The 22,988-nt window shown below is 60.5% G+C and carries 15 protein-coding genes; 5 read left to right on the top strand and 10 right to left on the bottom strand.

Translation table 11 applies throughout. The features are described from left to right. Nucleotides 1-611: 611 nt before the first annotated feature. A complete protein-coding gene (locus VIM98_RS08300; RefSeq protein WP_331992622.1) occupies nt 612-1,055 on the top strand; it encodes a hypothetical protein in 444 nt (147 codons plus the stop codon). Nucleotides 1,056-1,302: 247 nt separating this feature from the next. On the opposite strand, the gene VIM98_RS08295 is transcribed toward VIM98_RS08300, so the two are convergent. The 5 genes from VIM98_RS08295 to VIM98_RS08275 all read right to left on the bottom strand — a co-directional run bounded on the left by VIM98_RS08295 (nt 1,303) and on the right by VIM98_RS08275 (nt 10,864). After that, nucleotides 1,303-3,174, bottom strand: a complete 1,872-nt coding sequence (locus VIM98_RS08295; RefSeq protein ID WP_331992621.1) for a glycoside hydrolase family 2 protein — start codon at nt 3,172-3,174, stop codon at nt 1,303-1,305. Then, nucleotides 3,171-5,570, bottom strand: a complete 2,400-nt coding sequence (locus VIM98_RS08290) for a GH92 family glycosyl hydrolase (protein WP_331992620.1) — start codon at nt 5,568-5,570, stop codon at nt 3,171-3,173. Before VIM98_RS08290 ends, VIM98_RS08295 begins: the two co-directional genes overlap by 4 nt. A 67-nt stretch (nt 5,571-5,637) precedes the next feature. Then, nucleotides 5,638-8,826, bottom strand: a complete 3,189-nt coding sequence (locus tag VIM98_RS08285; protein ID WP_331992619.1) for a TonB-dependent receptor — start codon at nt 8,824-8,826, stop codon at nt 5,638-5,640. 594 nt (nt 8,827-9,420) lie between these two features. After that, entirely contained in the window at nt 9,421-10,626 is a 1,206-nt protein-coding gene (locus tag VIM98_RS08280; RefSeq protein ID WP_331992618.1) for a type II toxin-antitoxin system HipA family toxin, read from the bottom strand. Then, nucleotides 10,616-10,864 carry a helix-turn-helix transcriptional regulator gene (locus VIM98_RS08275; RefSeq protein ID WP_331992623.1) on the bottom strand — a complete coding sequence of 83 codons (249 nt, stop codon included), beginning with the start codon at nt 10,862-10,864 and terminating at the stop codon, nt 10,616-10,618. The genes VIM98_RS08280 and VIM98_RS08275 overlap by 11 nt, the downstream gene beginning before the upstream one ends. 301 nt (nt 10,865-11,165) lie before the next feature. Here VIM98_RS08275 and VIM98_RS08270 point away from each other — a divergent pair, with 301 nt between their 5' ends. After that, nucleotides 11,166-11,348, top strand: coding sequence for a hypothetical protein (locus VIM98_RS08270; protein ID WP_331992617.1), 183 nt, complete (start codon nt 11,166-11,168; stop codon nt 11,346-11,348). A 701-nt stretch (nt 11,349-12,049) separates the two neighbouring features. On the opposite strand, the gene VIM98_RS08265 is transcribed toward VIM98_RS08270, so the two are convergent. Continuing rightward, complete coding sequence (locus VIM98_RS08265) at nt 12,050-12,688, bottom strand: GNAT family N-acetyltransferase (protein WP_331992616.1); 639 nt, start codon at nt 12,686-12,688, stop codon at nt 12,050-12,052. A 314-nt stretch (nt 12,689-13,002) separates the two neighbouring features. Here VIM98_RS08265 and VIM98_RS08260 point away from each other — a divergent pair, with 314 nt between their 5' ends. Beyond that, nucleotides 13,003-13,305, top strand: a complete 303-nt coding sequence (locus tag VIM98_RS08260; RefSeq protein ID WP_331992615.1) for a hypothetical protein — start codon at nt 13,003-13,005, stop codon at nt 13,303-13,305. Between the two features lie 54 nt (nt 13,306-13,359). Here VIM98_RS08260 and VIM98_RS08255 read toward each other — a convergent pair whose 3' ends face one another. The 4 genes from VIM98_RS08255 to VIM98_RS08240 all read right to left on the bottom strand — a co-directional run bounded on the left by VIM98_RS08255 (nt 13,360) and on the right by VIM98_RS08240 (nt 18,896). Beyond that, complete coding sequence (locus VIM98_RS08255) at nt 13,360-16,251, bottom strand: autotransporter domain-containing protein (protein WP_331992614.1); 2,892 nt, start codon at nt 16,249-16,251, stop codon at nt 13,360-13,362. A 260-nt stretch (nt 16,252-16,511) separates the two neighbouring features. After that, nucleotides 16,512-17,525, bottom strand: a complete 1,014-nt coding sequence (locus VIM98_RS08250) for a GGDEF domain-containing protein (protein ID WP_331992613.1) — start codon at nt 17,523-17,525, stop codon at nt 16,512-16,514. Nucleotides 17,526-17,760: 235 nt separating this feature from the next. Next, complete coding sequence (locus VIM98_RS08245; protein WP_331992612.1) at nt 17,761-18,021, bottom strand: GlsB/YeaQ/YmgE family stress response membrane protein; 261 nt, start codon at nt 18,019-18,021, stop codon at nt 17,761-17,763. Between the two features lie 242 nt (nt 18,022-18,263). After that, nucleotides 18,264-18,896, bottom strand: coding sequence for a response regulator transcription factor (locus VIM98_RS08240; protein ID WP_331992611.1), 633 nt, complete (start codon nt 18,894-18,896; stop codon nt 18,264-18,266). Between the two features lie 128 nt (nt 18,897-19,024). On the opposite strand from VIM98_RS08240, the gene VIM98_RS08235 reads away from it, so the two are divergent. Together VIM98_RS08235 and VIM98_RS08230 are read left to right on the top strand one after the other, a co-directional pair. Then, complete coding sequence (locus VIM98_RS08235) at nt 19,025-21,808, top strand: ATP-binding protein (RefSeq protein WP_331992610.1); 2,784 nt, start codon at nt 19,025-19,027, stop codon at nt 21,806-21,808. Nucleotides 21,809-21,944: 136 nt separating this feature from the next. Beyond that, a partial coding sequence (locus VIM98_RS08230; protein WP_331992609.1) for a FecR domain-containing protein occupies nt 21,945-22,988 on the top strand: 1,044 nt, incomplete at its 3' end.

Here is a 22,988-nt window from a genome sequence, read left to right as displayed (position 1 = left end):
GAAGGATGCTGTGGCCGACGCGAAGAGCACCACGACGCCGATCGAATTTCTTATCAAGAATGTGGACGACTACCAGACCGTGAAGGTGGATTATCACGGCGGCCTGAAATACCCGCATCTTGTGCGCGGCGAGGGCAAGGATCTGATCGGCGTTATCGCTACGCCGAAAAAATAAGTCCTGCTCGTTCAGGGGTATGTTCTATCGCGCAGTGTGACTTTTTACTTGCGGGGGTTGCCCCCTCACCTCAACCCTCTCCTCGGCGAAGCCAGGGGAGAGGGAGCCTGACTGAGGCGGGATTTGTACGTCCATCGTGATGGGGCGGCATCTGCAAAATGGATGATTATTCGCGAGCCACGGAATCGCTATATTGGTTTGGCAACCGGAGGACTTGCCAACCATGCGCAGCGTATTCCTCAGTGTGATGTTCGTGCTCTTTGCGATGTCTGCACTGCCCTGCCGAGGGCAAGCCACCGCTCGACCTTGTGGAAAAGATGAAGCTGCGGGGCCGGCATGCCTGCTAACGGCTCAGCCGATATCGTCTTTGCCTGCGGGACCTTTGTTCTGGCATATCGACCGATTCGGATCGCGGAAGGCGGCAGCCGATGCCGCCGTGCTCACTAGCAGCGTGGTCGAGGCCTTCGGCGAGGTCTGGCTTTTCACGATCGAACGAAAGGACTGGCAATCGAAAGGAGGCACGCATGCCTCCATCATCGGACCGTTGCCATTGCAGCCAGCGACTTCCTATACCGCGGAATATCTTCGATCGGTATTCACGCCGGGGATGAAGGCTCCTTTGCACATTCATTCGGGGCCCGAAGCTTTCTATGCCGTCAGTGGCGATACCTGCCTTGAAACGCCCGATGGCATGCGGCTCGGTCGCGGCCCTGGCAACACGCTGCTCATCCCGGGTGGACCGCCCATGTCGCTCATGGCGATAGGAAAGGAACCGCGTCGTGGCTTTGCGCTGATTCTTCACGATGCCGCCAAACCACCGACGACACTTATCCATGATTGGCAGCCACGTGGACTTTGCGAGGGGCAACTCACCCAATAGGGAAGTGCTGGCGATTCATGGGAAGCTCAATTGCAGTGCTTGAAGGGATCATCTCAATTCCTCTCCCCCAACTAAGCCAAAAGAGAGGGAGCTTGACCGAGGCAGGCCTCAATTGTCGCACTTGCGCAGATGGCTCCCTCTCCCCTGGCTTTGCCGGGGGAGAGGGTTGGGGTGAGGGGGCAGCCTTGCACGCAAAAGCCACGCAGCGTCGTTCCTGATTCACCAGACAACGAGTGGCACGCGTACCTCAAGGCCTCTCACCGGCACGTATCGTCGCCTCGTTGATCGCCCGTACCTTCGCTTCGTCCACCTTTTCGATCTGACGATCGTAGGTGAACAAGCCGTTGTGCTCACCTTCGACGTCGGTGATCTGCGTGTAGACGCTGCCGGACATACCCTTGGGCACACCTTTGTCGCGCAACACCGAAGTATTGGCGACGTAGCCAGCGTTCAACGCATCGCGATCCTTCACGGCACCATAGGGATTGATCGCCGTGTTGGGCCAGATATGACCGGGAACGCCCAGCGTCAAACCACCGTGCTCGCCGTCGATGGCCGCTCGCTGCGCATCCGGGCTGGGCAAGCCCGGGCCTTGATAGTCATGCACATCGTAGACATCGCCGGCATGCGGGTCGCCCTTGGTGTCGCAACAATTGGCACCGCTGCGGGCATCGACCAGACGCGACGGGTCGAGCTTCTTGATCTGCGATGCCAGTTCGGCGGCGGCCGGGATACTCCACTGGCCCCAGCCCTCATTGAACGGAATCCAGCCGACAATCGAGGTTTCGCCCTTGAGCTGATCGACGATGGCCGAGACATCGGCGCGAAAACCGGCCTTGTCGGCATCGGTGAGTTTGTCGTTGCGTCCGTTCGGCAGCGCGGGCATATCCTGCCAGACCATCACGCCGATGCGGTCGGCCCAGTAGTACCAGCGTGCCGGTTCTACCTTGATGTGCTTGCGGATGGTGTTGAAGCCGAGATCCTTGGTTTTCTGTATGTCGAATTTCAACGCGGCATCGGTAGGTGCGGTGTAGATGCCATCCGGCCAGTAACCCTGGTCGAGTGTCGCCAGCAGGAAGGTGGGCTTGCCATTGAGCACGATACGATTGCGGCCCCCCACCTTCTTGACGGCGATGGTGCGTAGTCCGGCGTAACTGGTCACTTCGTCGCGCCGATCGCCTTGCGCAAGGGTAGCTTTGAAGGTGTAGAGGAAAGGATCCTGCGGGCTCCACAGATGCGGATGCGCAATGGCCAGATGCAACGGCCCACCGGCCGGCCCGTTCGCCTCGCCCACCGTCTTGCCATCGGCATAGGCCGTGACATGCAGCGTGGCCCCAGCGCCGGGACCGTCGATCTTCGACGTGACCGTGAAGGCATCCAGGCTATGGACCGCGGTGAAATGCAGCTGCGCCAGACTGGTGACCGGCACCGGTTCCAGCCATACCGACTGCCAGATCCCCGATGCCGCGGTGTAGAAGATGCCCTCGGGTTGCAACCGCTGCTTGCCGACCATCACATTGACGCCATCCACCGGTGCATGCACGCGGACGACGATTTCCTGCGGGCCGCTTGCGCGGAGTGCGGATGTGATGTCTGCGCCGAAAGAGGTGTAGCCGCCCGTATGCTGCGCCACCTGCTTACCGTTGACATACACCGTGGCGTCCTGCGCCACCGCACCGAAGTTCAGCCGCACATGCTGCCCGTGCGCGGTGAAATCGGCCGGGATATCCACCAGCCGACGATAGAACATGACATCCGCATGCTTCTGCACGCCCGATAGCACGGACTCGATCGGGTACGGCACCAGCACCTGGTACTTCAGCGTCTGACCGAACGGTGGCGCACCTTGTCCATCGCCCGGCGTGTACTGCCACAACCCGTTGAGGTTCAGCCATTGCGGATGCTCCAGCGACGGGCGCGCCAGCTGCGGACGGGGATACTCCGGCAACGCATTACTGGGAGAAACCTCCGCCGACCATGGCGTCGCCAACGGCGCCGCCTTGCCGTTCCATACCGTTGTCTGATTCGATGTCGCCATCGCTGGCAGGACGAAGCCCATGGCGATGGCCAAGCTCAGGTATCCGCTCACACTTCGTAACTTGTCGGCGATCGCCATCATTGCTGTCCCATCGACATGGAAGGCGGTGCATCTTGTGGCTGAGCACCCCACGCTTTGTTCGGCTCGGGCCCCATGGTAAGTATCAACGTGGCACCGTCGGCGATATCGGCATGACTGAACCAGGGCTTGGTCCACGGCTTGCCGTTGAGTGTGGCCGATTGGATGTACATGTTCCGGGCGGAATTGTTCCGGGCGACGATCTCCAGCACTTTGCCGTTGCCCATATGCAAGCGGATGCGATCGAAGATCGGGCTGCCGAGAATATAGTCGGGGCTCGACGGATCGACCGGATAGAAGCCCATCGCACTGAGCGCATACCAGGAAGATGTCGAGCCCTGGTCGTCCATGCCCGGGAAGCCGTAGCCCGTGGCGTCGCTGCCATACAGTTCGTCGAGGATGCGCCGGGTCAACGCCTGCGTCTTCCAGGGTTGGCCGCTCCATGCATAGAGATAGGCCGCCTGCTGGTCCGGCTGGTTGCCTTGCACGTATTGGCCGATCAGGCCGGTGCAATCGCGACAGATGCCTTTGGGTCGGTAAGGCGTGGAGAAGAATGCATCCAGCTTGGCATTGAACGCATCGCGTCCGCCAAGCAGCGTCATCAAGCCTTGTATGTCATGAGGCACCAGCCACAGCGTGGACCAACCCGAGGCTTCCTTCATCATGAAGTTGTAGTACGGCTCGCCCGGATCGAACGGCGAGATCCACTTGCCGTCCTCGGTGCGACCGCGCATGAATCCCACCGACGGATCGAATACGTTGCGGTAGTTCGCGGAGCGACGCAGGAACATCTGCGCGTCTTCCGTCTTGCCGAGGCGTTGGGCGATATCGGCGAGAGCGTGGTCGTCCCAGGCATATTCGAGCGTCGTGGCGGCGCCAGCTTTGCCGCCGGCATAGGGCGGACTGGGATTGCCCGGCGGAACGATGTCGGATATCCAACCGTTCTTCATGTACTCGGCCAGGTATCCGCGCGGCCCTTTGGGATCGGTCGCATTCTTGCGCAGATACTCGTAGGCCGCGGCATAGTCGAACGAGATACCGCGCTGCCATGCTCCGTCGTACAGGAACGAGGCATGGTCGCCGTGGAACGAGGTATTCATGTAACCACGTTCGCGCGCACGATCCAGCTCGGAACGCATGATGTCCTGCACGACCTCGGGCTCGAGCAGCATCAGCAGCGTGATCTGGTTGCGGCCGGTATCCCAGAACGGCACCGGCCCATAACGATCGTAGTCGGCAATCTGCGTGTGGCCGTCCGAATCGGTATAGGGCTCGCCTTTGCGCGCCATCAGTCGCGGGCTGGCGAAGGCGTGGTACAGCGTCGAATAGAACAGCATGCGCTGCTTCGGCGTGCCGCCGCTGACCTCGACGCGATCGAACAGTTTTGCCCACGCCGCGCGCGCCTGGTCGTGCACACGCTCGAAATCCCAATCGGTACCGGCGGCGTGCAATCGTTGCTCTGCCTCCTCGGCGCTGTGACCGTGAGCGATCCGAACCAGCACCTGATCGCCCGCCTTGGTGTCGAATGTGACGTAAGCGCCTGCGTAGTTCCCGGATACGCTGCGCCGATCGGCCTGGACATCCTCGTTACCGAAGCCGCGACTGCGCTCATCCTGCACCGCATGGAAAGTACCGAAGCTGGCAAACGGCCGCGAAAATTCGGCGGCAAACCACGGCCCGTCCGAATCGTATTCCTTGCGCCCGCCCATGGTGGCCACGCCACGAATGGTGCGGTCGTCGACGACCTCTACATCGCCACCGGCGCGACGCAGGTTGACGACGACGTTCGAGCGATGACTTTCCGGAAAGGTGAAGCGCATAAGGCTGGTCCACTGCGTCGCGGTCAGTTCGACACGGGTATGAAACGTGGCCAGGTCGACCGCGTAATACCCGGGCGAAGCTTTCTCGCTTGCCTTGTCGTAATACGACTGCGCATAGTCCGGCGGCATGGTCCAGTCGCCCACCACCGGCATGATCATCGGCGCGGCACGTGCGCCGTAGGTCGAGCCACCGCCGGTAAAGCCGATCATCGTCGGACGGTTATAGCCATAGGCCACGGCCACGCCAGTGGGATAGCTCAAGTCGGCATTGATATTGACCGGCGCGGCCTCGGTCGCGCTTTGCGGCAGACTCGCGCCCGGCGAGGTCATGCCCGAATACAAAGGCTCGCCCGGCGGCGGGGCGTTTCCGATCAGGGCTTGATTATCCAATGGTGCGGTCCCGACCAACGGATTGGCTTCGTCCACTGCCGATATCGCAGAGCGGGACCGATGGCTGTTCTGAGCCTCGCTTATTGCCGCATTGCCCAGCAGCACAATCGCTAGCGCGACAGTGAGGACAGTCCGTCGATCGATGATTGATATGGCGCTACCGCAAAGGTATGCGAGAGATAGTTTCATGGAATCCTCGTTGGGGAGTGGGCCCGAAACGCGGGGCGGGCAAAGCGCCCGCCCTCGTTTTCCTTGTTCAGTCGCCTTCTCCGAACTTGTAGGTGACACCCAGGTAATACTGGCGCCCGGCGTATTCGAGCTGGTACAGCCGCGCCGTCGTGTCGCCGCCCAGATACTCGCGCGGCGTCGAGCGCGTCAGGTTGATGATCGACGCGGTCAACATCAGGTGCTTGTTGAACTCGTAATCGCCATTCAGGTCGAGCTGGTGGTAGGGTTGCGTGTAGATCGGCAAGCCCGACGACAATCCTTGCATGGTCCGCCCTGTCCAGTTGCTGGTAGCACGCAGCAACAATCCATTCTTTTCATAGAACAGCGAAGCGTTCGCGGCGAACTTGGCGCTGCCGATCAGTTCCGATTTGCCTACCTCGGTATCGCCCAATGAAACCGGTGTTTCGTTGGTCTTGTTGAGCGTGTAGTTGAGGATGTAGCCGAAGCCCATGTTGAACGTGTGCTGCGTGTAGAGCTCCACGCCTTTGGACGTGCCCGATCGGCCATTGGCGTTGGTGCTGTACTGCATGAAGTTCTGCTGCGTACCGCCGACATCGACCGTGATGTTGTCCACGGTGACCGGCACGACGAAGTTCTTCACTTTCTTCTGGAACAGGTCGATGCCGACGACCGATTCGGGCGCGTAGTACCACTCGGTCGCAACATCGAACTGTGTGGCCGTGAATGGCTTCAGGTCCGCATTTGCGCCGCTGCCGTACCAGCCCGGCAACGGCGCGCCGAACTGCTTGCGATCGTTGTAGTAATCCTGCGTGTTGTTGGTCAGGCTGCCGAGCTGTGCCAGATCGGTGTAGTTGGCGCGAGCCATCGCCTGCGAGCCGGCAACGCGCAGCACGAAGTCGTCCGCGAAGGTCCACGCGACATTGAAGCTCGGCAGAAGCTTGTTGTATCGCTTGCTCGTGGAGGCGTTGGTGAACGATTGGACCACCGCCTCTTCCTGCGGACGATATTGGAAGTCGCCCGGGGCGCACGGCCCGCCAGCGATGTTCTTGCCGGAGGCCGGGCAAATCAGGATGTTGCCGCCGGCATCGTGGTAATACACCGCGTTGTTGGTGGTGATCTCGTCGGCTACGGTGAGGTCCTGTTTTGTGCTGACAAAACGTAGACCGACGTTGCCGCGAAGCGAACCCGTATCGAAATTGGCCTGGACGTAGGCGGCCGAGATCTTTTCCTGAATGGAGGATTTGTCTTCGGGATGGTTGTAAAGCACCCGATCGTAGGTGGAATTGAGATAGTTGTAGTAGGCCGGGAAATTGATCGCCGGGAAGATGCTGTCGTTATATGCCTCCGTGTGGCCGTCGAGCATGCCCGATTCCAGGAAGCCTGGCGGTAGCTGACCGGCATTCGGATCGCAGGTCTGGAACTGCAACGTGGTGCCTTTGCAATACCAGCGCAGTTCGTTGTTCACCTGCTCGGCATGGTTATCGCGATACTTCACGCCAAACTGCAGCGACTGCATCCAGCTGTCTTCGAAAGCCCAGGTGAAATCCAGCTGGGCGAAGTTCTGCGATGTGCTGGTGTTGACCATGTTGGACCCGGTCGAGCCAAGGTCTACCTGTCCTTGTCCTGCCAGCATATTCTGCAGCACGTCGGGCGAAGCACTCAGCGTCGGCTTGCCGTTCAGCGTCCACGCGGCGCCGTTGCTGCCATCCACCCACTGGCCGTTGACGAAATTGCGTGGCTTGGCGGCCATATTGAGTTCCACCGACGGACCGCCGGTGGCCCAGGTGCGTCCGACATTGAACGATCCACTCAAGGCACCGCCGCTATCCCACTCGCCTTCGAGGTTGAGGGTCTGCGAAGTGGTCTTTTCGACAGAGTAGTTGCCGTTGAGCCACGGTATCTCCGTCGAGCAGACGTCCACCGCCTGCCGCTGTGCGCCGGTCACCGGATTGGTTAGGGAGTTGCAGCCTGTGCCTGCCGGCGGAAGCACATAGTTCGCACCGGTGACGATAGTGTGCGACGGATCGAATGTCAGGCCATTGGGTGCGAGCAACCGGCCTTGCTGGTCCGTATAGCTACCGCTTGGCAGACCCCACTCCGGGACCTCCAGGGTGTTGGTGATCTGAGTCTGGTTTCGCTGGAAGCGGAAATAGTTACCGGTCAGCAGGAAATGATCGGTGGGTTTGAATTGCACCGTGGCCTGGGCGCCCTTCGTCGTCAGATCCAGCTGGTTCCGGCTGGTAGCGAACTGCTGCGGCATCCAGTAGCCCGAATAGCTATTGCCAGCCTGATCGGTCACGCCGCCACCGGGCCATAAGGCAAGATTCGGTGCCACATCGGCGCCGTACTGATGGCCATGCACGTCGGTCGGCGGATGGGTACAGGTCGCCTGATCGGTGCAGTTGGTATCCCACCAGTGCCAGCTCGAGGCGTTGGCCGTGTAATCGACATCGCGGCGCTTCAGATACGAGCCGGCGACAAGCACACCGAACGTCTGATCCTTGTTCTTCCAGGACCACAACGCCGAGCCCTGGGGCGTGATCTTGCTGCTGTTGTCCGAACCCGCCGCATTGACGGACACGAAGCCGTCGTTGGCATTCATCTCCAGCGGACGGCGTGTGCGCAGATCCACGTTACCGCCGATGCCACCTTCGTCCAGGCGCGCTTCCAGGCTCTTGTAGAGCTTGATGTCGGAGAACATATTGGCCGGCATCAAGGTGTAGTTGAACGAGCGTGTCAGACCCGCGGAGGTATCGCCAGAGGCGACATAGTTACCGTTCAATTCGGTCAGCGTGAGCTCGGGCGCGAGGCCACGAATGCTGACCGTCTTGCCCTCGCCCGATTCACGCGTGATGACCACGCCAGGCACGTGTGCGAGCGCATCGGCAATGTTCTTGGCGGGAAACTGCGCAATGTTCTGCGCGTTGATCACTTCGACGATGGAATTGGAATCGCGCTTGTCCTGGATGTTCTGGTCGATCGACTGGCGATAACTCGTGACGACCACCGTCTGAAGCGTCGTCGGATCGGTGGCGCCCCCGGTTTTCTCTTTATCGGCCTTCTTGCCCTGATCGTTCTTCTTTGCCTGCGAGCTATCGGAAGCTGGTGCCGGCGCTGCCGCTGTTGAGGTTGCGGCAGGCACGGACGTCTGCGCAAAGGCGACGGTAGGCAGTCCAAGATAGCCCCCCGACAACGTTGCCAAGGCAAGGGCGGCATACAACGGTTTGCGCGTAAACAGGTGTGGCAGGTAAGTCATGATTCTTGATTCCCCGACTTGGTGCGCGCCTTTTTTGAAATTGACGCGGTGATCCCCCCGTTTGATCACATGCAACTATTGCTCGAGATGTGCGGCACCCTCCCCCAAATTTGGATCGATCTAAACTCGGACTGTTCGACGGCTCCCGCGAGTTGGCGTCGAATGCTTTACGGCTTGGCTGCGTTTACTGCGAAGAGCAGGAACCGCTTCGCGGACGTGAACGTCCCGACGAGGTAGCGATGGCGCCCACGAAGGCGGACTTGAAGCGCGGCATGGCGCCTATGACGATGGGGCTGCTGGCAGTGGCTGGCTTCATGAGACGGCTTCCCATTTCTTCGATCTGTCTGACGGGAAGCACAAACACCTGAAGCGGCACCGCTGCGCGCGCCCAGGCCCTCCCCGGCCCGGTCCAAGCCTTTCAGTCCAGTCGCATTGCACGATGACTGGATTGCAACAAACTTGGATCGATCTAAGTCCCCTGGGGCCAGATTAAGACGCCGAAAGCGCAAGGTGTCACGCTGCGACGCAAAAACACGATGCCGGTCCGACGCTTCAGTCCGTCCGTTGGGCCGTTCGTCTGAGCTCAATCAGCGCTCAAGCTCGCTCGTATGTTTTCGTGAACAGATCTATGCCCTGTCGGATAGCGTCTCTGAGCTCAGTCTCATCGTCCAACAAGTCTTGCTGCGTGAACATGATGACCTCAGCGGCGTGGATAAGCTGGCCGAGGCGTTCAGCAGGATCGGAAATGCCACAGACCTTCGCAAAGGGAAGGATTTCAGTGCGCGCAAGGAACAGACTCCTCGAACCATTCAGGGCAAGGGCCAGCTGATCTTCCGGTATGTAGCGGGTCGTATTGACGATGTCGTAGGCAGGCGCCATTCGTACATCGCCTGCCAAAGGGTGTGTGTATAGAAGACCGAAATTCTTCAGATGCGCGTCGCCATTGCCCAGCATCGCCGACAGCACAACCTGATCGAAGAGCTGCGCTTTCGAACGACCGACATGCTCTGGCGCGCAATAAGCCTCGATGGCGTGCGCGATCTGCGCGTAGCTTCCGGTATATTTTTCTTGCGCGGATCGCCCCATCAGCGACGCCATGTCTTCAAAACCGATCGCCTCGCCCGCCGACGTTCGATCGAAGCGACGCATGACGAAGAGCTTGCGGTTTTCGGACAAGTAGAACTCCGGCACCGGCACACCCGCCTCGCGGGCGATGCTCATGCAAATAAACTCGTTGAGGGCCAAGCCTGGGAATTTCTCGCCGGCACGCTTCACGATGAGGTCCGAAGTCGCCACAGACGCCTTGCCGTAAACGCTGCCAGACACATCCTCCGGAACGAGCACCTTGGGCTGGATGCCCGACATACCGGTGCGGGTCAAGTAACGTTCCGACAACTCCTGAAAAAGATCTTCGGCTCCGTTCCAAGCAAGGATCGTTTCCAGTCTGACCCCTCGATCGCCGTGACCGTCGGGTGCGTCAGGGCTATGCACCGAAACCCGGCCCACGGCTGCCTGATGGCCCGTCAATGCTAGCAATAACATCGGATCGAACTGGGCTGTTTTGGCGAACCGATTGCGAAGCTCCTCGAGCACATAACCTTCGGGGAGATTCATCTCGAAAATCGGCAGAAGCGTGTGACTGCGATAGGGCTCCAGGCGCCGTTGCATGGTAAGGGCGATTTCCGCCGCCGGGGAAATGTCCGGGGCATACTGAAAGAAATAACCGTCCTCGTGTGCAAGCACACCGCTATTGCCCTGCGGCGTCGATACCGCCAAATGACGAATCGCTTTATTCGTCACGAGAGAAGAACTCTCTGGCTTCTTCCAGCGTGGGACGCCTGCTCGGCATAAGCGTCAGCTCCGCGCCCAATGCCTTTGCAATGGCAGCATAGGCCTTCATGGAAACGCTAGGGTCTCCGCGTTCTACTTGGATCACCTTCAGGCGAGGCACATCGGCCAGCCGAGCTACTTCGGCTTGGGTCATCGATCGGCGATCCCGCATATCACGCAGGGACCCGCCCAGGCGGCTGAGGGGCATCTTGTCCATGTATCGAATACTATACATCTGACCATTAAAGTATTGTAAACGATACTTTTGCCCCTCTCCGGCTAGATTCGCACAAGCTCGGCGTCTGTAGCGCCTCGACTGTATGACGTTGTTTTTGTGACGCTTTCTTCTAAATCGGCAGAAAGGCCGCTGTATACAGGTAACTGAGTTGTTGGCCAACTTCGACTGGCCACCACGGTAATAGTCAGCATTGCGCTTGCCGGAGTAATGGGCACGACTCTGGCCGTTTTGCTTTACCTGACCGTGCCCGCCAATGAGGGAGAATACGGATATGAAATTGGTCTTCGCTGGACTGGTTCTGATCGCGGGAACGCTCTCTGCCAATGCCACCGGCATCGGCGGCACAGGAGGGCACTATGCCCCGGCCAATGCGCCCGTATGCCCGCCGGGGCAAGTGGCCAAATTCATCGGCGTGATCAACGGGCATGCGACGTGGGAATGCGTGGCGGGCTGAGCAGCGCGTTACCCGATCGACAACACCTCACGCTCGCCATGTGGGCGTGAGGTTCAATCCGGTCGAAAGCGAAAACCTCTCGACAGCCGGAACATTGAGAAAGCGAAACCTATCTGCGGATTCCCGTCAGACTGAACACCCATTCCGGCGACCACTGAACACCCCGCTGGTAGGTAAAGCTGGCTTCGCTCTGGGCGAGCCTGATGTTCTGCTACATCTCTTTCAGCCCGCAATCTCAAAAGCATGTTGAACGGCCAGATGGGGCCGCTTGGACACACGACGCAAGGCGTGCTTTTAGGAACCGCCCTATTAATGGCGGTGCCGGGCTTGATGGTCCTGATTGAGCAACAGCGGCACAGTGACTAACACCAGCGCGTTGTTCAAACCGTGCCGGAACGCTGTTCAGTCATTACCAGCGCCCGCAACCTATCGTCGTGGGAGCGACTTCAGGGAATGTCTAAAAACTGGCTCTTCTGTGGGAGCGACTTTCGTCGCGACGATCGTGCCTTATCGCAAGTCCTTGTCGCGACTGAAGTCGCTCCCACAACGATAGGATCCGTTTTCGCTATGTCCAAGTCATTGATAGGTTTTTAGAGGCTCCCTTCAGTCGCCACAAAGGCTTGCGGTGAGGCACGATCGTCGTGACTGAAGTCGCTCCCACAGAACAATCAAGCCTGCGAGATCTTTGTATCTCTATCAGATCAGCCGGCGGTCTGCCTTGGATCTTCCTGCTCGGAACGAGCCACGCTTAATCTGCTCAACAAGAACGAATTGTTCGAAACGAAACCCAGGCGTTCATAAAGTTCGATCGCCGCCGTGTTGTGATGGAACACATGCAGAAACGGCGTGTCGCCGCGCTGCTCGATCGCTTTTCGCAGGATGTTCATCAGGCGAGCGGCAAGTCCTCTTCCGCGCCAGGCTTCATCCACGCATACAGCGCTTATCTCGACATAGCCGTCGAGCTGCATACGCTCTCCAGCCATGGCGACAAGCCGCCCTTGATCGCGCACGCCAATATAACTACCCATCTCGATGGTCGATTTACCGAAAGGGCCTGGCTTGGTCCGTTGGGCTAGTTCGATCATGTCACCGACATCGCCGCGGTCGAGCCGAACGATTCCTTCATCGTCCACTTCGATCGCGCGCCGAACCGCCACCATCTGGAGGATCGGGCCTATGGAGGTTGCATGTAGCGTATCGATCGGATGCAAGGGCTCTCGCGATAGCAAAGCGACCTCGTCCTTCGTCATCAGAAGACGCTGAAGTGCCACATAACATTCGGCGGTTTCTTCCGCCAATGCGGCAAAAGGAGCGACATCCGAGCGGTATCGACGAGCCAACTCATCGCCTTGACCCAAATGCCTTTGTCTGTTGCCGAGAGCCGCCCATATGGGGCGATCGAGGCCGGCTCGTTTGGGGCTATTCATGGGACGTCGCACGGGTTGGTTGACGAGAAAAGCTTAATTTACGCCTCCGTAAAACACCACGATGACATATGCCAATGTCAGGTGCATTTACGCCAGCCATGCGAAGGAGCCATCCGAGCCGGGCGGAATTGACCGGATCAGGCCACCAAGAATGAGACGGAGGGTTAAGCTGCTCCGCCAGGTCACTTTTACACTGCTCTTGTACTCACAAGGGGAAGGTGGAGACCATGGCCGACAAAATACCTTATGAACTCGCCATCACGCAGGCCTGCTTTATGTCAGGGCTAGGCGACCAAACGGGCGGCAGGCCCAAGGTCACCCGAGACCGCGGCATCGTGGAAGCGAGGACCGGGCAGCACGGGTCTGTCCAGATAATCACTCAAGAACGCGATGTGCAAACCGCATGGGATCCCATCGATGGCGACAAGCAGACGCGTGCACGCGACAAGCTGGCCGATTCGATACGCAAGCTCAATCCCCAGCCGAGCTCCATGCTTCGGATCACGCCAGGCATGTGGCACGTCGATTAACGAACTGTATTTGTACCGGCAGGGTCGCGAATGCCCTGCCGGCACTTTGGCGAGTTAGAAGCTGTATTTCACGCCCGCTGTTGCTGCCCGCGCGCTCGTACCTTTCCCAGCGATTTGTGCATCGAAGTTCAACCACGCCGACCATCGTTCGCCAAGCGTCGACATCAGCCCAACTCCGACCCACCCGCTGTCCTTGACCGGATTGATGCCTTCGACGGTGAAGCTGGCCGATGGCGCGCCGGCATAGGCGGCCTTGAAGCCCAGATCGCGACCGCTGAACAAGTGCTGCCAGAGCGCATAGCCGGACAACGACATCGTGCCATTAGAAGTCGACCAGCCGTAACTGAAGCGGCTGCCGGCCTGTCCGATGGTTTCGTCGAACGATTCGCTTCCCGCAGTCAGACCGAAGCCGCCGGCGCCTTGTTCGGTAAAGCCATCGCGATCCAGATGGTTGAGGCCTAACGATGCGAACGGTGTGACTGCCCAGCTCGCGGTTCTGAAGGCGTAACCGGCTTCGGCATAGGCCGAAGTCACCTTGTCGTCGCGCGAGGTGCCGATGCTCTGCCGAATTACACCAAGATATGCGGTGCGATTGACGGTGGAGCGCACCCAGTCCTGACCGATACTCGCGGCGAGATAAGCGTCTCCCAGACTGAATCTTCCATACAGTGAAATGCCATTCGTACGCGATGTACTGCGGCCAGCGTCGCCGGAATAGTCGGCAGTCAGGCGGTCCCAGCTAAAGGCCATGCCAACGACTGAGTTGTCTGCGACCACGCGATCGATGCCAGCAACAGCGCCACCGCCAGAATAGTTGCCACTGGCAAAACCGGAGCGAGCCAGATCGCCATTGGCACCGGTCGCCTGAAACCAGGCACCGCCGACATGGAATAAAGGGTCGGCAAGACGATCGGCGATCGTGCGATTGACGATCGTCGCTTGCTGCAGGTTCAACGCCTGCGACGAGGCATGGATTTCGCCGGAAAGGCTGGTAATCGAGCGTGCCGCCGCTTGCATGGTCGGGGTGGACTCGAACTGACCTGCCGCAGTAAGGAACTGCTGATGGTTCGATGCATCCGTCTGGACAAAGACATCGGCCTGCTGCAGCGCTTGCTCGACATGTTGCGCGGTCTGCTGGGTACTTACGGCCGTGGCGGGTAATGCCATGGAAGTAACCTGGGCGACATTTGCGCGTGTAAGATTTACATACACCTCCTGCGCCGTATAAGACAGAGAACCGCTGGTATATACGCTATCGAGAGTGAGAGACGCAAAGCGTCCGACGAGCTTACTGGCGATCAGCACGATTTCACTTGATTTAGTGACGTAACCGTCGAATCCATCTGTAATCGAAACCGTGCCATCGAGCGTCGCCGATCCGAACACGTACATATAGGCCGGTGGCGATATTTCCGTTATGGATGTAGATGTGGCGACATAGTTTCCACTGATCGTTTGCGAGCCCATCGCTGTCGTGAGCTTGCCGTTGTTATAAACGTTGCCTGTAATGTTGACCGTGCCAGCCAAAGTCCCGGCTGGCTTGATAGTGACATTACTGCTGAGGTTGCCATTCAGATGCAGTATGCCGCCACCTACGATTGTGTCCCCGGTATAGGTTGAGTCGCGGTAAAGCAGAAGCGTGCCGGCCCCTTCTTTGTCGATGCCTCCGGTACCGCTCAAGCTATTCGTGAACCAAGATGTAAAACCAGCGGGTACATTGGCGACGAATAGTCCCCAGTCCAGGCGCTGCGGTCCATTGACGGCGGCAGCGGCATTGAGCAGACCATAGCCATACAGCGAAGGATCGCCCAATGGAGTGGCTGTACCAAGGATCACTTGCTGCACGTTGCTCGCAGTCATCCAAGGGAACTGCTGCCATACCAACGCGGCTGTGCCAGTCACCTGTGGTGCGGAAATGGAAGTTCCTTCCGCGCCACCGCCGGAAAATTCTGTACCGGGCACCGGCGCCACATAAGCCAGACCCGGCGCCGCCAAGCACCAGGCTGCGGCAACGCCGCAGGCGTTAGAAGGCACATTTGTAGACTTGTCCAAGCCGGTGACGTTGTAGCTGCTGTCGACCGTGACATTGACCACTGCGAGCCAATGGTTCTTCAGGTCAGGGAAAAGATAAGGCAACCCGGCTTCCAAACCTGGATTGGGCATACCCGAATTACCTGCGGCGAAAACAGCCAGGCCATCGTGCTGCACAATGGGCGTGTAGTAATTATGGTTCGTGCTGGCGAAGGAAGAAGGGTTGTTCTGTTGACCCGCGAACTTGGTAATGTCCTCATCCACTTCATAGGACATGTTGAACAGGCGAATGCCCGCGCTGGTCATGTCTCGAACGGCATCGCCGATGCGTACCGGCGCGGTAGACGAACTCGAATCTGCGATAACGCGAGCGACATAGAGCTGCGATTGAGGAGCAACTCCGCCCGGAATAGTTATATTGTCGTAACCGTCTGTGTAGGGTATTCCACCGATGATCTGCGCGATAATCGTGCCATGGCCTATCTTATCGCCTGTGCTGGTGTCCGCATCTGCTACGTAGTTGGTGTAACTCGAGATACGCCCAACCAGCGCAAAAATGTTCTCGATGACACCAGTATCGAGAATGCCGATTTTTACGCCCTGCCCCTGTAATGGACCGTTGCCGTTTTGCACTTCGGTCCAGGCTGTCTGCGCGCGTATCGGTGTCAGATGGTTATAGAACTCCGGCGGCACGCCAGGCGGCGGAGGAGGTAGCGGCGGGGGTGTTGGTGCGGGCGCAGGCGCTGGGGGCGCCGGGGGTGGTGGCAGCGGAGGCGCAGGAGGTGGCGCAGGAGCCGGAGCGACATACGCCGGTGCCGGGGACGAAGCGTGCGAACCACCGCCGCCACCGCACGCGGTCAGCGATGCGCTGAGTGCAACCGTAATGGAAAGAGCAAGCGCGTTGCGCGTCTGCATGGAAAAACTCCCTTTTCAGATCGATGCCAGACAGCGCCGGAGCGCTTGTTGGCGCGATCCGTGTGCAGCCGCATTCGCCCGGCCATGCCTGGCCGATCGTCCGTCGTATGCGCGATGTCCCCTGTTATCGGATCGACGGCATGCACCGGGTGCGTTTTCTCGCACATCGTTCCGTGCATTTATCTTAAGGTTTTTTTGACGAGCGTCTAGAGCGACGACAAATTCGTTTTTTCTTGCGAATTGCCGCCGTGTGCTGCGGATCAGTCGGTTATCGGCAGGCGCGATAACGAAGCGAATGCCGTATTGCGTCCGACAGCCTTTGCCGAGTACAGCGCACGATCGGCATGACTCAACAGCTCGTCACAGCGTTGCAATGCGTCACCCGTCGCATCTTCGAGGGTGGCAACGCCGATGCTCAAGGTGACGTGCCCGTATGGACTGGCCGGGTGCGCGATGGCCAAGTCACGGACTGCATCCAGGGCGGCATCGGCCATCTGGCGCGCGGTACCGGCATCGGTCGCTGGCAGGATGAGAATGAACTCTTCGCCGCCGTAGCGGCCGATTGTATCGAGCGGACGCTTCACGCGAGCATTCAATCGTGTGGCGATGGCGCGCAGGCAATCGTCGCCGCGCTGGTGGCCGACATGGTCGTTGTAGTTCTTGAAGTAATCGACGTCGATCATCAGTACGGACACCGGTGCACCGGTGCGTGCGCATTGACGCAGCTCGGCGACGATCGTCCGGTCGACGAAACGACGATTGGGCAGACCGGTCAGATGATCGTGGTTGGCGCGGAAGCGCCAATGGCGGTTGGAACGCTCCAGCGATCGCTCCAGACGCTTGCGGGAGGTGATATCCACCAGCGCTATCGTCATGGCCGTGACTTTACCGTCGAGGCCGCGCAATGGCTTGAGCGAGGCAAGATAGTAGCGCCCCCGGCATTCCAGCTCGCGCTCGATCGTCTGGATGCCGTCATCGAAAGCGCGAAAATCCTCCTCGACGCGTTCTTGCGCATCGGGCAGGCAGCGCGCGACCGGGCGACCGATCAAGGACGACGGCGACATGCCGTGAATAGTCGCATAAGCGGCATTGGCGACGAGATAACAGCCATCGCGGCCGATCGCACCGAGCGCGACAGGCATGGCATCGTAGAGCTCCTGCAGCTGCGCGCCCGCTGCCATCAGTTGCTCATGCAAAGGAAGCGGCTGCACGGGCTGGATGGCCGAGCGACGACGATGCGTACGGTTGCAATACGATTTGCGGTTGCTTCTCATCACTACCCCCTGGCATGTGATCACATCTGACCGATACGGGCGATAGGCCCGCGAAGCGCATGGAAGGGCACGACTCGTACCGACACTACGGACTACCTTTCCGACCCGCGGCTTCGATGCCGCGTTTTATCGACGGCATACGATGCAGGAGGTGTGCGGCGGTCGGAATCGGAAGATTCCTAGAGAACGAAAGGTTGGGGATCTTGGGTGTCGCGCTGACGTGAGGGGACTCTTCCTACTTGCGCATCAACTTGAACGTGCGCAGCAATACCAGCAGGATCACCGCGCCCAGCGTGGCGGTAACCAATGAACCGAAAAACCCCGTGCTGCTGCCCAGGCCGGCGAATCCGACCAGCCAGCCGCCGATAAAAGCACCGGCAATGCCTACGACGATATCGACGAGCAACCCGAAGCCGGCACCTTTGACGAACAAGCCCGCCAGCCAGCCGGCAAGCGCACCGATGACCAGCCAGATAATGAAGCCGTGTGCGGCCATATTGCGTTCCTTGTAATTAGCCCTGCTGCGAAATGAATCCCGACGGATCGGTATGCTTGGGGGCAATGACCCCGATCCGCCGCCGGTGTACTCACCGACACATGCGCATCCATCGCATGCGGGAAATAGTTGGATGCGACGGACGATTTCAATCACGTGACGCCGCATGACCACGGCGCGGATGTTCGCCGAGTCTGCGTTGGGTCGGAATCAGAAGATTCCTAGGCGAGGCCTGTTGGAGGTCAAATCAGGCCGGCGGTACGTGCGTAGTCGAACAGTTGCCTGTCGTTGTCCAGGCCCAGCTTGCGCATGGCATCGCGCTTCTGTTGGCTGACGGTCTTGACGCTGCGCTCGGTGCGCCGGGCGATTTCCGATACGGTCAGCCCTTGCGCGAGCAGGCGGATCACTTCGGCTTCGCGCGGCGAGACCGTCGGTTGTTCGTCGCTGGGCAGCTGCAAGCCTTCAATTTGCCGCCGCATGCGCTCGCTGAGGAACATGCGGCCGATCGCTACGCGATCGATGGCAAGCATCAGCTCCTTGGTCATGGCCATCTTATCGACCACACCGCGCACGCCTGCCGCCAGCATGCTTTGTACCAGGGCCGGATTGCTGAGCATGGTCAGTACCAGGATCGGCAGCTGCGGATAAAGCTCGCGCACGCGCCCGATCAGGATCAACCCGTCGTCGGTGGTGCCGTCGGGCGACATGGAGAAATCGGTGATGAGCAGGTCGCACGGCGTGCTGGCCAGTTTGCGTAATAGTTCGGCACCGTCCTTGGCTTCGCCGACCACGTCGATACGGTTGCCGTACTCGCGCAGCGCGACCTTCAACCCAGCCAGGACCAGAGGATGATCATCGGAGATTATGACGCGCACGATGCCTCTCTTCGTTACTGCTTCCGGGCTCCCGCACGAAAAAGCGCTACAGTACGCTCCACGCAAACGGCCGCCCTGCGGCCTCTTATCAACAGTAGCATGAACCCCGGATCGCGCCGCCACCTGCCATGCATGCCCTGGATACCGGAGTTCAGCCGCAAGCATTTCCGCCTCGCCGCAGCATGGCAGCCGCGGCATTCGCCCTGCCTTGGGGCGACAACCAGGCGCTTGCGCTAGGTGGGATCGGACTCTGGCTGGCTGCTGCGCTGCTGGTCGTGGCGCTGCTCGCATTTGCGCTGGCCATGCTGCTGCGGGCGCGCACCCGCCGGCTGAAATCGCTTGAAGCGGCGATGCTGGCACAACGCCAGTTTCATCGCGCCGCGCTCGACGCCTTGCCGCTGGCGGTCCGGCTGCTCCGACCCGATGGAGCGCCGCTGCTCGCCAATACCCGTGGCAACGTGCTGGGTAACGATGCAATCGCCAAGGTATTGGATGCCGAACGCGAGGCCGTGCTGGGTGGCCAGCCGCGTCGGATCGAAGTGGATTACACCACGGAGAATAGACAGCACCCGGCTTACTTGTGGTTGCAAGCCATCGGCGACGGCACTCAACCCCTTGGCGTGGCTAGCGCCTTGCTGGATATCGCCGAGTTCCGCACCACGGAGCGTGCCTTGCGCGATATGGCAGAGTCGCTGCCGATCGCCGTGCTATCGCTGCGATTCGAGGGCGGGCGCAGTTTCCTCGCCTTCGCGGTCGGCCAGTTCGGCCGGCTATTCAACGTGACGCGACAGGACCTTGCCGACGCGGAAGACCGCCTTGCTCTACCGGCCTTGTGCGAGCGCATTCATCGAGAGGATGCGCAGGCCTTCGAGCAGTTGCTTGCCGCGGGCGAGGACGGCGCGCGCGCGCTGGATTTCCGTGCCTTCGGCCAGAACGGGCTGCGTTGGATCCATGCGTCGCTGGTGGCAAATCGCGACGACAACGGACAGCGCCGCTTGATGGGCTATTTCATCGATACCACCGAAATCAATCTGCGCAACGAAAGCCTGCGCATCGCTCGCGATGTGGCCGAGCGCGCATCGAAGGCCAAGGCCGATTTCCTTGCCACGATGAGCCATGAGATCCGCACGCCGATGAACGGTTTGATCGGCATGCTCGAATTGCTCGATCACACGCCGGTCAACCCGGAACAGCGCGAGTTATTGCATGCCGTACAGGATTCGTCGGCGTCGCTGCTACGGATCCTCAACGACATCCTGGATTTTTCCAAGCTCGAAGCCGGCGACCTGCGCCTGGACGAAACCTCGTTCGATCCGCGCGTGTGGCTGGACGGTGCCGCGCGCGGCATGGCGGCGGCGGCGGCGCGTAAAGGCCTGGCTCTGTGCGTCCAGGTGGATGCGGGCGTCGCCGGTCGGCTGCATGGCGATGCGCTCCGGCTGCGGCAGGTCGTACTCAACCTGATCGGCAACGCGATCAAGTTTACCGATCGCGGCAGCGTGTCGGTGCATCTGGAATGGCGCGGCGATGCCGGCGCACAACAGGATCTGCGCCTCAGCGTCACCGATACCGGCATCGGTATCCCCAAGGACAAGCAGGCGAGCCTGTTCCAGCCCTTCGTCCAGGCCGAGCTTTCCACCAGCCGCCGCTATGGCGGTACCGGACTTGGGCTGGCGATTTGCCGGCGCCTGGTCGAGCTGATGGGCGGTGGCATCGTGCTGAACAGTCAGGTCGATGCAGGCACGCGCGTGGCGATCGATGTGCGCTTGCCGGTGATAACGCGTGAGATCGAAGCGCCGGCTGCGCTGCGTGGACGCCACGCCATCGTCCGACTCGCCGATACCGCGCTTGCCGCCGCACTGTCCGGCTATCTTCAAGCCATGGGTATAACGGTCGAGAGCGTGGCACCGCACGAGCCGCTACGGCAGGGCATGGCCGCCAGCTTGCTGTTCGTTGCGCATGACGATGCGAGCAGCGCCGCGCAGGTGCACGCCCATGTCGTAGCCGTCAGTCCCGAGGCCCTGTCCCCATCGGGCGTGCAGTGGCGCGATGGCCGCATCGTGCTGAGCAGCCATCCGCTGTTGTGGCAAACCGCCGTGCGCGCCTGCCTGGGTGCGCTCGAGCTGGACGGGAATGCCATATCGCAGCCCACGCCCGAGTCCTCCGTACCCATCGCGCCGCAGGTCGTGCCCGGGGCGAGTACCCTGCCCGCGCGCGCGCACCTCCTGGTGGCCGAAGATCATCCGGTCAGCCAGCAGCTGATCCAGCGCCAGCTGGCCCTGCTCGGGTTGAGCTGCGATGTGGTCGACAACGGCGGCGATGCCTACGAGGCGCTCTGTGGCGGCGGCTACGATCTGCTGCTGACCGATGCGAACATGCCCGTGATGAGCGGCTACGAGCTGGCCGCGGCATGGCGCGAACACGAGCGCCAGATCGGAGCCGAGGCCTTGCCCATCGTGGCGATGACGGCCAATGCCATGAGCGGAGAGCGCGAACGCGCCCTGGCCGCCGGCATGAGCGACCTGCTGAACAAACCGCTGCAGTTGTCCGCACTGAGCCAGAAACTGGCCCAGTGGCTGCCGGCGGACCGCTCCGGTACCGAACAGGCACATCGCATGTCCGCGGCGCTCTATGCGGATCTGCAACCGCTATTTGCCGAGGCCGGCCAGGCCGACCTCGAACGCCTCGACCAGGCCATCGACAACGGTGACGCAATGGCCGCCAGCCACACCTTGCACCGGCTCATCGGCGCCATGCAGCTGTTCGAAGACGGTCCCTTGCTGGAACGGGGCCGTCAGCTGCTCGAACAGTTGCAGGACACGGGACCGCAAGCTTTCGCGTCCCTGACCGCCTATCGCGCAGATGTCGGGGTCATGCTCATGAAGATGAATATGCCCGTCGGGAAATCGCGATGAGGTTGGCGCTTTACCATACAGTCGGGGACAATGGCCCAGCAGACGCATAAGGACGTCATGGCGGCCGGATGTCGCCATGCAGCATAGGGACGAGCGGCTGCATGCAGGGGGCTCAACAGGATTGTCGAGGTTGGTCATGTCAGACAGGATCAGGGGGCAGCGCTGGCCGCAACGGTGGCGTGTTCCTGCGTTTCTCCTTTCCCTTGTTTTCTTTGCCGCACCCGCACTTTGTGCCACTAGCGCACCCACCGATTGGGATTACCGCGTCCGCCCCGGCGACAACGTCTGGGATCTGGCCGGGCGGTACATGAAACGTGAGGTGCCCTGGCAGAAATTGCAGGATTACAACCATATTGCCGACCCGCTGCATTTGCCCCCGGGCATGACGGTGCACGTACCGATCGCCTGGCTGCGCGTAGGACCGGCGCAGGCGCGCGTCGTTGCCGTCATCGGCGATGCGCAAGCGAAGCTGCCCGAAGACGGCAAGAACGTCGCCGTGGTGCAGGGAGCCAGTTTCGGCTACGGCGCCGAGCTGACGACGGGCGCCGATGCCAGCCTGACGCTGGAACTGGCCGACGGTTCGCGCGTGCTCATGCAGAGCAACAGCGAGCTGGCGCTCGATCGCCTGAGCGAATACGGCCGCACGGGCATGGTCGATACGCGCATGCGCCTCAAGCGTGGCCGCGTCAGCAGCGACGTGATACCGCTCTCGGGCAGCGCCGCGCGCTTTACGGTATCGACGCCCAATACGATTTCGAGCGTGCGCGGCACGCATTTTCGAGTGGTCGCCGACGACACGCAGGATGTCGCGCGTACCGAGGTAGTCTCCGGTCACGTCGATGTCGGCAACGACAAGCGGCATGTGATGGTGAACGGCGGACGCGGCGTGGCAACAACAGGCACCGCTAACCCCGGCCAGCCGGAGCCCTTGCCCGATGCACCGACGATCGATTGCCCACGCGAGCCGGTGACCCAGTTGCAAGCGCCCGTGCACTGGCAGCCGGTACCGCAAGCGGCGCACTATCGCGTGCAGGTCGCCTTGAGCGATCGCTTCGAAGCCCTGCTGCTGGACAAGGTCGTCGATGGTACCGAAGCTGCACTGCCTCTGCTGCCCGACGGCGAACACGCGGTGCGCGTTCGCGCGATCGCGCAAGACCAACTCGAAGGCATCGATGCGGTG

Source organism: Dyella sp., assembly GCF_036568765.1.
Lineage (GTDB): Bacteria > Pseudomonadota > Gammaproteobacteria > Xanthomonadales > Rhodanobacteraceae > GSA-30.
Note: the sequence above shows the minus strand (reverse complement) of the source record. Positions and strands in the feature narration are given on the sequence as shown.

Bases quoted from the DNA above. Each gene is read 5' to 3' on its own strand.
- VIM98_RS08295 (WP_331992621.1), bottom strand. From the start codon at position 3,174: ATGATGGCGATCGCCGACAAGTTACGAAGTGTGAGCGGATACCTGAGC.
- VIM98_RS08290 (WP_331992620.1), bottom strand. From the start codon at position 5,570: ATGAAACTATCTCTCGCATACCTTTGCGGTAGCGCCATATCAATCATC.
- VIM98_RS08285 (WP_331992619.1), bottom strand. From the start codon at position 8,826: ATGACTTACCTGCCACACCTGTTTACGCGCAAACCGTTGTATGCCGCC.
- VIM98_RS08275 (WP_331992623.1), bottom strand. From the start codon at position 10,864: ATGCCCCTCAGCCGCCTGGGCGGGTCCCTGCGTGATATGCGGGATCGC.
- VIM98_RS08270 (WP_331992617.1), top strand. From the start codon at position 11,166: ATGAAATTGGTCTTCGCTGGACTGGTTCTGATCGCGGGAACGCTCTCT.
- VIM98_RS08260 (WP_331992615.1), top strand. From the start codon at position 13,003: ATGGCCGACAAAATACCTTATGAACTCGCCATCACGCAGGCCTGCTTT.
- VIM98_RS08255 (WP_331992614.1), bottom strand. From the start codon at position 16,251: ATGCAGACGCGCAACGCGCTTGCTCTTTCCATTACGGTTGCACTCAGC.
- VIM98_RS08250 (WP_331992613.1), bottom strand. From the start codon at position 17,525: ATGAGAAGCAACCGCAAATCGTATTGCAACCGTACGCATCGTCGTCGC.
- VIM98_RS08245 (WP_331992612.1), bottom strand. From the start codon at position 18,021: ATGGCCGCACACGGCTTCATTATCTGGCTGGTCATCGGTGCGCTTGCC.
- VIM98_RS08235 (WP_331992610.1), top strand. From the start codon at position 19,025: ATGCATGCCCTGGATACCGGAGTTCAGCCGCAAGCATTTCCGCCTCGC.